Origin of the sequence: Agromyces sp. NPDC058104 (assembly GCF_042884835.1) — a bacterium.
Lineage (GTDB): Bacteria > Actinomycetota > Actinomycetes > Actinomycetales > Microbacteriaceae > Agromyces.
The window spans coordinates 558,869-571,659 of the sequence record NZ_JBHVTD010000002.1; the positions used below are offsets into that span (position 1 = coordinate 558,869).

The 12,791-nt window shown below is 72.5% G+C and carries 10 protein-coding genes; 6 read left to right on the top strand and 4 right to left on the bottom strand.

The window, feature by feature from the left end; all coding sequences use genetic code 11:
- Window positions 1–84: 84 nt before the first annotated feature.
- From ACFVTH_RS10540 to ACFVTH_RS10560, 5 genes are all read left to right on the top strand, one after another.
- Window positions 85–1,608 (top strand): aldehyde dehydrogenase family protein, encoded by a 1,524-nt coding sequence (locus ACFVTH_RS10540; RefSeq protein ID WP_387090219.1) that lies wholly within the window; start codon window positions 85–87, stop codon window positions 1,606–1,608.
- 235 nt (window positions 1,609–1,843) lie between these two features.
- Window positions 1,844–2,659 carry an amino acid ABC transporter substrate-binding protein gene (locus ACFVTH_RS10545; protein ID WP_387090223.1) on the top strand — a complete coding sequence of 272 codons (816 nt, stop codon included), beginning with the start codon at window positions 1,844–1,846 and terminating at the stop codon, window positions 2,657–2,659.
- Between the two features lie 119 nt (window positions 2,660–2,778).
- Entirely contained in the window at window positions 2,779–3,441 is a 663-nt protein-coding gene (locus ACFVTH_RS10550; RefSeq protein WP_387090226.1) for an amino acid ABC transporter permease, read from the top strand.
- Window positions 3,428–4,285: an amino acid ABC transporter ATP-binding protein gene (locus ACFVTH_RS10555; RefSeq protein WP_387090229.1), complete on the top strand. Its 858-nt coding sequence runs from the start codon at window positions 3,428–3,430 to the stop codon at window positions 4,283–4,285. Before ACFVTH_RS10550 ends, ACFVTH_RS10555 begins: the two co-directional genes overlap by 14 nt.
- Window positions 4,286–4,345: 60 nt before the next feature.
- Complete coding sequence (locus ACFVTH_RS10560) at window positions 4,346–5,095, top strand: Pr6Pr family membrane protein (protein WP_387090232.1); 750 nt, start codon at window positions 4,346–4,348, stop codon at window positions 5,093–5,095.
- On the opposite strand, the gene ACFVTH_RS10565 is transcribed toward ACFVTH_RS10560, so the two are convergent.
- From ACFVTH_RS10565 to ACFVTH_RS10580, 4 genes are all read right to left on the bottom strand, one after another.
- Window positions 4,992–6,572: an FAD-dependent oxidoreductase gene (locus ACFVTH_RS10565; protein ID WP_387090234.1), complete on the bottom strand. Its 1,581-nt coding sequence runs from the start codon at window positions 6,570–6,572 to the stop codon at window positions 4,992–4,994. The two genes, ACFVTH_RS10560 and ACFVTH_RS10565, sit on opposite strands and share 104 nt — an antisense overlap.
- Window positions 6,573–6,582: 10 nt before the next feature.
- The gene (locus ACFVTH_RS10570) at window positions 6,583–7,785 is read right to left on the bottom strand and encodes an aminotransferase class I/II-fold pyridoxal phosphate-dependent enzyme (protein ID WP_387090236.1); all 1,203 of its coding nucleotides are present in this window, start codon (window positions 7,783–7,785) and stop codon (window positions 6,583–6,585) included.
- 132 nt (window positions 7,786–7,917) lie between these two features.
- Entirely contained in the window at window positions 7,918–9,363 is a 1,446-nt protein-coding gene (locus ACFVTH_RS10575) for an aspartate aminotransferase family protein (protein ID WP_387090238.1), read from the bottom strand.
- A gap of 20 nt (window positions 9,364–9,383) precedes the next feature.
- Entirely contained in the window at window positions 9,384–10,949 is a 1,566-nt protein-coding gene (locus ACFVTH_RS10580; RefSeq protein ID WP_386938577.1) for a CoA-acylating methylmalonate-semialdehyde dehydrogenase, read from the bottom strand.
- Between the two features lie 102 nt (window positions 10,950–11,051).
- Between ACFVTH_RS10580 and ACFVTH_RS10585 the strand changes: the two genes are divergently transcribed.
- Window positions 11,052–12,713 (top strand): PucR family transcriptional regulator, encoded by a 1,662-nt coding sequence (locus ACFVTH_RS10585; protein WP_387090241.1) that lies wholly within the window; start codon window positions 11,052–11,054, stop codon window positions 12,711–12,713.
- The last annotated feature ends 78 nt before the right edge of the window (window positions 12,714–12,791 follow it).

A 12,791-nucleotide genomic window follows, 5' to 3' on the forward strand; every position in this document is an offset into this window, starting at 1 on the left:
TCGCCCTTCACCGCACGGTTCGGGGCGAGGATCGACGGATCGACCGGCTTGGTAGCGAGATGAACGAGACGAGAAGGGGTCACGATGACGAACACGGATGCCACGGGGATCGCCCCCCGGGACGAGCCGACCGCAGGCGAAGAGCGGGTCGAGCTGTCCGCCTCGGGCGCGGTCGAGCTCGCGGTGCGCACGGCGGCCTCGTCGGGCCTCGGCCGAACGAGTCGGGCCGAGCGCGGCCGACTGCTCGTCGCGATCGCCGACGCCGTCGAGGCGCACCGCGACGAGCTCGTCGCACTCGCCGGCGAGGAGACGCACCTCTCGGCCGCACGCCTCGGCGGCGAGCTCACCCGCACCTCGACCCAGCTGCGCTTCTTCGCCGGCGTCATCGACGAGGGCTCGTACCTCGAAGCCACGATCGACTCGCCCGACCCCGCGCTCCTCCCGCCCCGCCCCGAACTGCGGCGGATGCTGCGCCCGCTCGGCGTCGTCGGCGTGTTCGCGGCCTCGAACTTCCCGTTCGCGTTCTCGGTGCTGGGCAACGACACGGCCTCCGCGCTCGCCGCGGGCTGCCCGGTCGTCGTGAAGGCGCACCCCGGGCACCCCCGGCTCTCGCGCCGCATCACCGAGATCGCCCACGAGGCGCTCGCCGCGGCCGGCGGCCCCGTCGGCGCACTGCAGCTCGTCGAGGGCATGGAGGCGGGCGTCGCGCTCGTGCAGCACCCGCAGGTCACCGCGGTCGGCTTCACCGGCTCGACCCGCGGCGGCCGTGCGCTCTTCGACCTCGCCGCCGCGCGCCCCGCGCCGATCCCGTTCTACGGCGAGCTCGGTTCGCTGAACCCCGTCGTCGTCACGCGCGCCGCGGTCGCGTCCGAGGCCGGCGCCGCGCCCGGCGCCGCCGCGATCGCCGCTGGCCTCGCGGGCTCGTTCACCCGCGACGGCGGCCAGTACTGCACCAAGCCCGGGCTCGTGTTCGTGCCCGAGGGGTCGGGCATCGAGGAGGCGCTCGCCGCCGTGCTCGGCGACGCCGCACCGCAGCGCCTGCTGACCGACGGCATCGCCGCCGCCTTCGACCGCGGCTCGGTCGAGCTGGCCGAGCGCGACGACGTCGAGCTCGTCTTCGCGGGGGAGCGCGCGGCCGACGTCGCCGCGCCCGTCGTCGTCGCGACGACCACCGCCGCGTTCGTCGCAGGCCGGGAGGCGTTCCTCGAGGAGTGCTTCGGCCCCCTCACGCTGCTCGTGCGCTACGCCGACGAGGCCGGACTCGACGCCGCGATCGCCGCGCTCGACGGCTCGCTCACCACGTCGATCCACCACGCGCCGGGCGAGGACGTGACCGCGCTCGCTGCGATGCTCGAACCCGTCGCCGGGCGCCTCGTCTTCAACGGCTGGCCGACCGGCGTCGCGATCGCGTGGGGCCAGCACCACGGCGGCGGCTGGCCCGCCACCACCGCCTCGGTGCACACCTCGGTCGGCGCGACCGCGATCCGCAGGTGGCTGACGCCCGTCGCCTGGCAGGACGCCCCGGCCGCCGTGCTGCCGCCCGAGCTCGCCGACGGCAACCCGCTCGGCGTGCCGCGCCGGGAGGATGGGGTGCTGCACCGCCCCTGACGCGGCCGCGGCCGCGGCTTCTGCAGGAGAATTGCACTGAGACGGGCTGACAGACGACCATCGCGCCCAATTTCCTGCAGCAGCAGCAGCGCAGTAGCGCAGCAGCAGCAGCAGCGAGCAGCAGGGAATGCAACGCGGGGTAACGCCGTTTCACCCTGAGGCCGTGACGTGATGGACTCGACCGCATCGACGCCGCGCACCTGCGGCCGCACCCCTCCCCACGAACGGAGCCCCCATGTCTCGCGCCCCCCGTGCCCGCACCCTGCTCGGCCTCGCCGCCGCGTCCCTCGCCGTCGTCGCCCTCGCCGCCTGCTCCTCGAGCGCCCCCGCCGCGAGCGACTCGGCCGCCGACGACGAGTTCGGGCTCGTGACGGCCGGCACCCTGACGGTCGCGACCGAGGGCACCTACCCGCCGTTCACCTACCACGAGGGCGGCGCGGGCGAGCTCATCGGCTACGACGTCGAGGTGGCCCAGGCCGTCGCCGACAAGCTCGGCCTCGAGATCGCCTTCGAGGAGACCCAGTGGGACGCGATCTTCGCGGGCCTCGACGCGGGCCGCTTCGACGTGATCGCCAACCAGGTCTCGATCAACCCCGACCGCGAAGAGGACTACCTCTTCTCGACGCCGTACACGGTGTCACCGAGCGTCGTCGTCGTGAACGAGGGCGATGACTCGATCTCGAGCTTCGAGGACCTGAAGGGCAAGACCACCGCCCAGTCGCTGACGAGCAACTTCTACCAGCTCGCCGTCGACGCCGGCGCGAACGTCGAGGCCGTCGAGGGCTGGGCGCAGGCCGTCGCCCTCCTCGAGCAGGGCCGCGTCGACGCGACCGTGAACGACAAGCTCACCTACCTCGACTACGTGAAGCAGACGCCCGACGCGAAGCTCGCCGTCGCCGCAGAGACCGACCCGACCGAGAGCGCCCTGACCTTCACGAAGGACAAGACCGCGCTCGTGAAGGCCGTCGACGAGGCGCTCGCCGAGCTCCGCGAGGAGGGCGTGCTCGCCGAGCTCGGCGAGAAGTACTTCGGCGAGGACGTCTCGGAGTAAACGCCCACCAATACGACCGGCGGATGCCGCGTTCCGCCCCTGATTCCCTCGGCGAGACCCTCCCGGATGGAATCATGGGGTGACGCGGCATCCGCCGTATTCCGGAAGGCGGTGGGGCGATGACCGAGTGGCAGCTCGTACTCGACTCGTTCTGGCCATTGCTCTGGGGCGGCATCACGGGCACCATCCCGCTCGCGCTCGCCTCGTTCGCGCTCGGCCTCGTGATCGCGCTCGGCATCGCGCTCATGCGGATCAGCCGCAACCGCGTGGTGAGCGGCATCGCGAGGGTCTACATCTCCGTGATCCGCGGTACGCCGCTGCTCGTGCAGCTGTTCGTGATCTTCTACGGCATGCCCTCGGTCGGCATCACGATCGACCCGTGGCCGAGCGCGATCATCGCGTTCTCGCTCAACGTCGGCGGGTACGCGGCCGAGATCATCAGGGCCGCGATCCTCTCGGTGCCGAAGGGCCAGTGGGAGGCGGGGTACACGATCGGCATGTCGCCGGGCACCACCCTCACCCGGCTGATCCTGCCGCAGGCGGCGCGCGTGTCGGTGCCGCCGTTGTCGAACACCTTCATCTCGCTCGTGAAGGACACCTCGCTCGCGTCGCTCATCCTCGTGACCGAGATGTTCCGGGTGGCGCAGGAGATCGCGGCGTTCAGCCGGGAGTTCATGGTGATCTACATCGAGGCGGCCGTCATCTACTGGGTCTTCTGCTTCGTGCTGTCGAGCGGGCAGAACGCGCTCGAGAAGAGATTGGACCGCTATGTCGCCCACTGACCGCGACGATCCGGCGAACGACGGTTCGCGGCATGGTTCGGATGCCGCGGGGCCCGACCCGCTCGCCCCCGGCCAGGCCCCCGACGACAGCGTGCTGCTCCAGGCACGGGGCATCCGCAAGTCGTTCGGCGACAACGAGGTGCTGCGGTCGATCGACCTCGAGGTGCGCCGCGGCGAGGTCGTCGTGCTCATCGGACCGAGCGGTTCGGGCAAGACGACCGTGCTGCGTTCGCTCAACGGCCTCGAGACGCCCGACGGGGGCACGGTCTCGATCGCGGGCGGGCCCTCGCTCGACTTCGCGACGCCGATCTCGAAGGCCGAGCGGTTCGCGCTGCGCGACCGTTCGGCGATGGTGTTCCAGCAGCACAACCTCTTCCCGCACATGACGGTGCTGCAGAACGTCATCGAGGGCCCGGTCCGGGTGCAGAAGGTGCCGAAGGCGCAGGCCGTGGCCGAGGCATCCGCCCTGCTCGACCGCGTCGGCCTCGCCGAGAAGCGCGACGCGTACCCGTTCGAGCTCTCGGGCGGGCAGCAGCAGCGCGTCGGCATCGTGCGCGCGCTCGCGCTCAAGCCGCAGCTGCTGCTCTTCGACGAGCCGACGAGCGCCCTCGACCCCGAGCTGGTCGGCGAGGTGCTGCAGGTCATCAAGGAGCTCGCCGACGAGGGGTGGACGATGGTCGTCGTCACCCACGAGCTCGGCTTCGCCCGCCAGGCCGCCGACGAGGTGCTCTTCATGGACGGCGGGGTCGTGGTCGAGCGCGGGGCGCCCGAGCAGATCTTCACGACGCCGCGCGAGGAGCGCACGCGCCGGTTCCTCCAGCGCATCCTGCGTCCGCTCGACTGAGGCGCCCCGGCCGGCGTCGTCGTGGAGCGACTCGGCGACCGCGGCGGCTAGCGTGGAGTCATGCCGGGCCCGCGTTCACCGAACGACGCGGGTCCGCTGCGCGCGCGGCGTGCGCTCGGCGTGTTCCGGCTCGCGATCGCCGCGCTCGAGATCGTCGCGCTCATCGGCAACTTCGAGTACGTGCTCGGCTTCCGCTTCTTCGCGACCGCCAACTTCTTCAGCTACTTCACGGTGCAGTCGGCGTTCCTCGCGGTGGTGACCCTCGGCATCGCCGGCGGGTTCGCACTGCTCGCGCCGCGCGACCCGGCCTGGCTCGGCGTGCTGCGCACGATGGTGACCGTGTACGTGCTGGTGTCGGGCATCGTGTTCGGCATCATCGTCGCCCAGGCCTCGACCCGGGACTACCGGGTCGACGTGCCGTGGTCCGACACCCTGCTCCACTTCGTCGTGCCGGCGCTCGCCGTCGTCGCCTGGACGGCCGACAGCATCATGGCCGTGAACCCGCGCGTGCCGTGGGCGACGGTCGGCTGGGTGCTCGTGTTCCCGACCGTGTGGCTCGCGTACACGCTCGCCCGCGGCGCCGACCTCGGCTGGTACCCGTACTTCTTCCTCGACGAGGCGCAGGTCGGCGGCCCCGTCGGCGTCGCGCTCTACTGCGCGCTCGTGCTCGTCATCTTCGTGACGCTGACCGCCGCACTCGTCGCCGTCAACCGGTGGCTGTGGCGAAGGGCACGAGATCGGCGAGCACCGCTTCCCGGAACGCCTGGTCGTCGAGCGCCTCGAGCCGCTCGGCCTGCGTCGCGGCGATGAGCCCGACGAGCACCGGCTCGCCGTCGGGTGCGCCAACGTCGAGCCAGGCGGCGACGCTCGGCGTCTCGCCCACGACGGTCAGCACGGCGACGGATGCCTCGGCACCGGCGCCGCTCGACTCGTCGGCGCCGTTCGCGTTCTCGCGGCCGTCGCCGGTGCGCCAGAAGGGCTCGTCGAAGCGCAGCCAGACGGTGTCGAGCAGGCCGACGCCGAGCTGCGAGATCGCCCGCTGGTGCAGCAGTGGCAGGGCGGGCGAGAACCGCAGGGTGTCGGTCTTGAGCACCCCGAGCGGGACCGTCACCACGACGCGGTCGACCGTGAGCGACTCGCCCGAGTCGAGGCGCAGGCTCACCCGGCGCTCGTCGTAGGCGACCCGGGTGACGACGCTCGTCACCGCGATGTCGAGCGCGTCGGCGTCGGGGTCGAGGGCCGCCGAGAGGCCGCGGGCGAGCGCCGGGGCGGTCGCCCGCGGCGCGCCGGGGTCGGTGCCCGCTCCGCCGCCGGCGCCGGTGAGCACCGCCGTGGGCCCGCGACCGAGGTCTGCGAGCGCCGCGACCCGGTTCGCCGTCGCCCCGGTCTCGACACCGACGCCGCTCGTCACCGAGTGGGCGAGCCAGGCCGCCGGCGCCACCCCGCTCGCATCGGGCACGGTCGAGAGCGAGGCGCTCGTGCCCGACTCGACGAGCGCGGTCGCGAGCGAGAGCCGGTCGACCCGCGCGCCGGGCTGGGCGGCAGCCCAGGCCTGGGCGGCGGCGATCGCCTCGGGGCCGGTCGCGGGGATCGGCACTGCGGTGCCGTCGGGCGTGATCGCGTCGGCGGGCGGCGCGATCGGCACCAGCTCGACCGAATCGGGGAGGCGGGCCCGCAGCGTCGCGCTGCCGACGACGAGCGCACCGAGCTCGACGGGGCCGTCGAAGCCGTCGGCGTCGATCGTGTCGATCCGGCCGCCGACGCGGTCCCTGGCCTCGATGACGACGACCTCGAGTCCGCCGTCGGCGAGCTCGCGGGCCGCCGTGAGTCCGGCGATCCCGGCGCCGATCACGGCGACGCGTTCGCCGGGCTCGGCGAGGCCCTGCACGAGGGAGGCCGCGCGCGCGCCCGAGCTCCGGGCGCCCTGCATGGTGCCCGGAGCCGCGGTGTCGCAGGCCTCGCCCGCGAAGAACACGCGGTCGGCGACGGGCTGCGACAGCGCGTCGCGCAGCTCGTCGGCGGCCCCCGCCGCGTCGAAGCTGAACGCCCCGCGGGCGAAGGGGTCGGCGCCCCAGCGGGAGCGGCGAAGCGCGAGCGGCTCGGGGACGGGGGACGGGGTCGGCGCGGGCGACGGCGACGGGCTCGAGGTCGGAGTGCCGGTCGGCTGCGGGCTCGGGGTGGGCTGCGGTGCGGTGCAGCTCGCGAGCACGACGGTCGCGAGGCCCGAGAACGAGGCGGCGAGGAACGTGCGCCGGGCCATGCCGCCGGGCGTCGCCCGTGAGTCCATGTGGTTCAGGCTAGCCGACGCCCGCCGCGGCGAAGGCTGCGGCGAACGGCGGAACGGACGCCTCGATCGTCTCCATCGTCGCGGTCAGCGAGATGCGGAAGAACCCGGGCGTCTCGAACATCCGCCCCGGCAGCACGAGCACGCCCTCGCGGTCGAGCAGCCGGGCGAACTCGGCGTCGTCGGAGAGCGGCGACTCGGGGAACAGGTAGAACGTCCCGTCGGGCACGGCGACGCGGTACCCGATCTCGCGGAGCGCCGCGACCATGACGTCGCGCTTGCGCTGGAACAGCGGCACGTCGAAGCGCAGTCGCTCGAGCCGCGGCAGCGCGTACTGCATCGACGCGTTCGGGAAGAGCCATCCGCCCGTGATCTGCACCGTCTCGACGGCGCTGCGGATCTCGGCGCGGGCCGGGGCGGGCATGGTCGACGGCACGGCGAGGTAGCCGATCCGCTCACCCGGCGAGAGCAGGGTCTTGCCGTAGCTGTACGCCACGAAGCTCCACGGGTAGAACTCGACGGGACTGCGGAACCGGGTGCCGTCGTACACGATCCGGTTGTAGGCCTCGTCGGAGACGAGGTGGATGCGCCGCCCGTGACGCTCGGAACGCTCGTCGAGCAGGGCGGCCAGGCGCTCGAGGAGCGCGGGCGGGGAGATGCGCCCGGTCGGGTTGTTCGGGCTGTTCACGATGACGATGCGGGTGCGCGGCGTGATCGCCTCTGCGATCGCCTCGAGGTCGAGGTCGAAGGTGCGCCGGTCGATGGGCACCTTCACGGGGACCATGCCCGCCTCGAGGATGAGCCCCTCGTAGAGGAACCAGGGCGGCAGGCTGTACACGACCTCGTCGCCGGGGTCGCCGACCACCTTCAACGCGGCCGAGATCGCCGCGAAGCCGCCCGTCGTCAGGTGCACGTCCTCGGGTTCGAACGGGAGGCCGAGGTGCTCGCGCAGCGAGTCGGTCGCCGCGCGGATCGCCGCCGGGTCGCCGAAGTTGTAGGCGAACCACAGCTCGTGCTGCGGCACCAGCGCCTCGCGGAGGATCTCGACGTACTCGGCCGACGGCGGGTCGTGCGGGTCGCCGAAGGTGAAGTCGAGCACCCCCGGCTCGTGCCGTCGTCGCTCGTAGCCCGACAACCGGTAGAAGTCGTAGAGCATCTGGAAGGGCGTCGCCGCGGCGACGGCCTCCACGCGGTCCGAGATATGACGGTCGTCCATGAGTGCTTCCCCCGATCCGGGCCCGCTCCGCCGATGCGGGGGCCCGCGAACGACGCCCATGGTGCTCCGCGCGAAAGGCCCGGGCATCGGGGAGAACCCCGAGGCCCGGGCCTCATGCGCGGACGGCGTCGGTCAGCCGGCGGTGACGTACCCGTCGGCGACGGTGAGCGCCTCGTCGATGATGTCGAGGCCGCGCACGAGCTCCTCCTCCGAGATGACGAGCGGCGGGGCCACGTGCATCCGGTTGAAATGGACGAAGGGCCAGAGGCCCGCCTGCTTGCAGGCCGCGGCGACCGCGCCCATGGGCGCCGCGTCGGCGCCGGCGGCGTTGAACGGCACGAGCGGCTCGCGGGTCGCGGCATCCTTCACGAGCTCGATCGCCCAGAACAGGCCGACGCCGCGCACCTCGCCCACCGAGGGGTGCTTCGCGGCGATCTCGCGGAGTCGGGGGCCGACCACGCGCTCGCCGAGGTCGCGCACGCGCTCGAGGATGCCGTCGCGCTCGAAGACCTCGAACGTCGCGACGCCCGGGGCGCAGGCGAGCGGGTGGCCCGAGTACGTCAGGCCGCCCATGAAGGCGACGGTGTCGAAGTGCGAGGCGATCTTCTGCGAGATCACGACGCCGCCGAGCGGCGCGTAGCCCGAGTTGACGCCCTTCGCGAAGGTGATCAGGTCGGGGGTGACGCCGAAGTGGTTCACCGCGAACCACTCGCCGATGCGGCCGAAGCCGACCATGACCTCGTCGGCGATGTAGACGATGCCGTACTTGTCGGCCAGCGCCCGCACGCCCTCGAGGTACCCGGGCGGCGGCACGAGCACGCCGTTCGTGCCGACCACCGTCTCGAGGATGATCGCCGCGATCGTCGATGCGCCCTCGAGCACGATGACCTGCTCGAGGTGCGCGAGCGCACGCTGCGCCTCCTCCTCGGGGGTCGTCGAGCCCCACGCGGACCGGTACTCGTACGGTCCGAAGAAGTGCGCGACCGAGCCGTCGGAGGGCTCGTTCGCCCAGCGGCGCGGGTCGCCCGTGAGCGAGATCGCGGTCGCGGTTCCGCCGTGGTAGCTGCGGTACATCGAGAGCACCTTGCGGCGGCCCGTCACGGCGCGCGCCATGCGCACCGCGTACTCGTTGGCGTCGGCGCCGCCGTTGGTGAAGAACACCTTGTCGAGGTCGCCGGGGGCGACCTCGGCGATGCGGCGGGCGAGCTCTCCGCGCACGTCGGACGCCATCGACGGCTGGATCGTCGCGAGACGACCGGCCTGCTGCTGGATGGCGGCGACGAGGTCGGGGTGCTGGTGGCCGAGGTTCAGGTTCACGAGCTGCGACGAGAAGTCGAGGTACGCGTTGCCCTGGTAGTCCCAGAACGTGGCGCCCTCGCCCGCGGCGATGGGCAGCGGGTCGATGAGGGCCTGCGCGCTCCAGGAGTGGAAGACGTGGGCCCGGTCGTCGGCGCGCACCTGCGCGTCGGCGGCCGCGTCGGGCAGCGCGTGCACGGCGCCGTGGCGGTCGATGTGGACGGCCTCGGTGCCGGGTTCGAGGCCCGCGACGTCGGTGCCGTCGGTGATGGTGTCGGTCATGTCGAAGTCTCCTCGCCGGGTCAGTGGTTCTGGGGGAAGCCCAGGTTGATGCCGGTGTGCGCGCGGTCGCTGCGCGTCGCCGGGTCGAGCCAGCGGCTCGTGATGGCCTTCTCGCGGGTGAAGAAGTCGAAGCCGTGGGTGCCGTACGCCTTCGAGTCGCCGAACAGCGACTGCTTCCAGCCGCCGAACGAGTGGTACGCGACGGGCACCGGGATGGGCACGTTGATGCCGATCATGCCGACCTGCACCTCGTTCTGGAAGCGGCGGGCGGCGCCGCCGTCGTTGGTGAAGATCGCGGTGCCGTTGCCGAACTGGCCCGAGTTGATGAGGTCGAGGCCCTCGTCGTACGACTGCACGCGCACGATCGACAGGACCGGGCCGAAGATCTCCTCGGTGTAGGCCCGCGAGGTGGTCGGCACGTCGTCGATCAAGGTCGGGCCGAAGAAGAAGCCGTCCTCGTGGCCGTCGACGGTGAAGCCGCGGCCGTCGACCACGATCTTGGCGCCGTCGGCCTCGGCGATGTCGACGTACGACGAGACCTTGTCGCGGTGCACGTCGGTGATCAGGGGACCCATGTCGGGCTCGACGCCGTCGACGCCCGCGCCGTTGCCGATCTTCAGCTCGGCGATGCGCTCGGTGATCTTCGTGATCAGCTCGTCGGCGACGGGCTCGACGGCCAGCACGACGGAGATCGCCATGCAGCGCTCGCCCGCCGCGCCGTAGCCCGCGTTCACGGCCTGGTCGGCGACGAGGTCGAGGTCGGCGTCGGGCAGCACGAGCATGTGGTTCTTCGCGCCGCCGAGGGCCTGGACCCGCTTGCCGTGCTTCGAGGCGGTCTCGTAGATGTACTGCGCGATCGGCGTCGAGCCGACGAACGAGATCGACTGCACGATCGGGGAGGTGAGCAGGCCGTCGACGGCGAGCTTGTCGCCCTGGAGCACGGTGAAGACGCCGTCGGGGAGACCGGCCTCCTTCCACAGCTCCGCCATCCACAGGGCGGCCGACGGGTCCTTCTCGCTCGGCTTGAGCACGACGGCGTTGCCGGCGGCGATCGCGATGGGGAAGAACCACATCGGCACCATCGCCGGGAAGTTGAAGGGGCTGATGATCCCGACCACGCCGAGCGCCTGCTTCAGCGAGTAGACGTCGATGCCCGAGGAGGCGTTCTCGGAGAAGGCGCCCTTGATGAGGTGCGGGAACCCGGTCGCGAGCTCGACGACCTCCTGGCCGCGGAGGATCTCGCCCATCGCGTCGGAGAGCACCTTGCCGTGCTCGGCCGTGATGATCGCGGCGAGCTCGCCCTTGCGCGAGTTGAGCAGCTCGCGGAACGCGAACAGCACGCTCTGGCGCTTGGCGATGGAGTACCCGCTCCACACCTCGAAGCCCGCCTGCGCCGAGGCGATCGCCGCGTCGATCTCGGCCTGGTCGGCCAGTGCGACCTCGGCCTGCACGGCACCCGTGGCGGGGTTGTAGACCGGGGCGGTGCGGCCCGAGGTCGAGGCGCGCAGGGCGCCGTCGATCCAGTGCCCGATCGCCGGCACTTCGGGGTTCGAAGTGGGCGACGTCGCGGTCTCGGTGATACTCATGACAGGTCCTTCCGGGCGGTGCATCAGGCCGTTCAGACAGAATGGCCGACGCTCGACTAAGCTTCTGATTCCAAGTGTTGCAGAGGCGAAGAGAGCGAAGCGGTGCCAGATCGTCGCGAAGATCAGTCGATCCGAACGGATCGTCCGGAGGGCCTGAACGGGTCGTCGGCGAGCACGGCGGGCGACGGTGCGGCGCTGCCGACCGTCCGCGAGATCCTGGCGTTGCCGGCCGTCGTCGCCGGGGTGCCCGAGGCGCTCTCGGCCGACGGCGGGGCGCTCGACGCGCGGGTGCGCTGGGTGCACGTCTCCGACAGCGCGGGCGTCGCCCGGCTCCTCGACGGCGGCGAGCTGCTGCTGTCGACCGGATCGGGGTGGCCGACCGACCCCGACGAGCTCCACGGGTTCATCTCGGGCCTCGTCGACGCCGGCCTCGCGGGCCTCGTGCTCGAGCTCGGCGTGCACTACCGCTACGTGCCCGCCGTGGTCGAGCAGGCGGCTCGCGAGCGCGGCCTCGCGCTCGTGGCGCTGCACCGTGAGGTGAAGTTCGTCACCCTCACCGAGGCCGTGCACAGCCGCATCATCTCCGAGCAGACGACCGCGCTGCGCGCCCGTGACGAGGTGCGCGAGCGCTTCACCGCGCTGAGCCTGCGCGGCTCGCCGGCCGACTACATCGTCGCCCAGCTCGCGCAGACGCTCGGGGCGCCCGTCGTGCTCGAGAACCTCGCCTACGAGGTGGTCGCCGCCGAGGTGCCCGCCGGCGCCGAGGCCGAGCTCTTCGCGAACTGGGAGCAGCGCTCCCGGCAGGCGCACCGCGAGCCCGACGAGTGGCTGGTCGTGCCGGTCGAGGCGCGGGGCATCCGCTGGGGCCACCTCATCGCACTGCCGGGCCCCGCCCACCCGGCCGGTCGCACCGGCGTGCTCGAGCAGGGTGCGATCGCGCTCGCGCTCGGGCGCCTCGCCGACGGCGACGACGCCGACGAGTGGGTGCGCGCGGGCCGGCAGCGGCTCATCGACGGCCTGCTCGAGGGGCGGTTCGCCGGCCTCCCCGCGGCGGCGGCGCGGCTCGGCGCCGCCGGGCTGCCCGTCGAGGGGGCGACGCTCCACGGGCTCGTCGTCACGGGGGCGCCGGTGACCGCGTCGCGGGCGGATGCCGCGGCGCAGGCGCTCGGCGGACGGGCCGTCGCCGGGGCGGCACCGGGCTGGCCGCGGCAGACCCAGGCGAGCGTCGTGCTGCTGTCGCTGCCCGACGGCACGTTCTTCGCCGATGCGGCCGCGCGCGAGTTCGCCCGGGCGCTGGTCGGCGACGAGGCATCCGCCGACCATCTGGTGCTCTCGATCGGCCAGGCGGCGTCGGGGCTCGACGGGCTGCTCGGCTCGGTGCAGGAGGCGATCGACCTCGCCCGCGCGCCCGGGCCCCGGTCGCAGCGGGGCCTCGCGATCCGCCGGGCCGAGGACCGCCCGCTGATCAGGCTCGTCACCTCGCTGCGCGACGACCACCGCCTGCTCCGGCACAGCGAGCAGATGCTCGCCCCGCTCATCGAGTACGACCTCGCGCGGGGCGGCGACCTGCTCGACGTGCTGGGCGCGACGCTCGCCCATCCGGGCAATCGCACCGCGGCAGCGGGCGCGTCGCACCTCTCGAGGTCGGTGTTCTACCAGCGACTGTCGCTCATCGGCCAGCTCCTCGGCGTGGACCTCGACGACGGCGAGACGCTCACCGCGCTGCATCTGGCGCTCCTCGTGCGGCGCAGCGCACTGCGCTGACGGATTCTTCACTTGCTATTGACAAGTGAACTTGCAAAGAGCAAGCTGGAGCACGAAACACCGACGACCACTGACGAT

Excerpts from the sequence above, each read along its gene's own strand:
- ACFVTH_RS10540 (WP_387090219.1), top strand. The coding sequence starts at position 85 with ATGACGAACACGGATGCCACGGGGATCGCCCCCCGGGACGAGCCGACC.
- ACFVTH_RS10545 (WP_387090223.1), top strand. The coding sequence starts at position 1,844 with ATGTCTCGCGCCCCCCGTGCCCGCACCCTGCTCGGCCTCGCCGCCGCG.
- ACFVTH_RS10550 (WP_387090226.1), top strand. The coding sequence starts at position 2,779 with ATGACCGAGTGGCAGCTCGTACTCGACTCGTTCTGGCCATTGCTCTGG.
- ACFVTH_RS10555 (WP_387090229.1), top strand. The coding sequence starts at position 3,428 with ATGTCGCCCACTGACCGCGACGATCCGGCGAACGACGGTTCGCGGCAT.
- ACFVTH_RS10560 (WP_387090232.1), top strand. The coding sequence starts at position 4,346 with ATGCCGGGCCCGCGTTCACCGAACGACGCGGGTCCGCTGCGCGCGCGG.
- ACFVTH_RS10565 (WP_387090234.1), bottom strand. The coding sequence starts at position 6,572 with ATGGACTCACGGGCGACGCCCGGCGGCATGGCCCGGCGCACGTTCCTC.
- ACFVTH_RS10570 (WP_387090236.1), bottom strand. The coding sequence starts at position 7,785 with ATGGACGACCGTCATATCTCGGACCGCGTGGAGGCCGTCGCCGCGGCG.
- ACFVTH_RS10575 (WP_387090238.1), bottom strand. The coding sequence starts at position 9,363 with ATGACCGACACCATCACCGACGGCACCGACGTCGCGGGCCTCGAACCC.
- ACFVTH_RS10580 (WP_386938577.1), bottom strand. The coding sequence starts at position 10,949 with ATGAGTATCACCGAGACCGCGACGTCGCCCACTTCGAACCCCGAAGTG.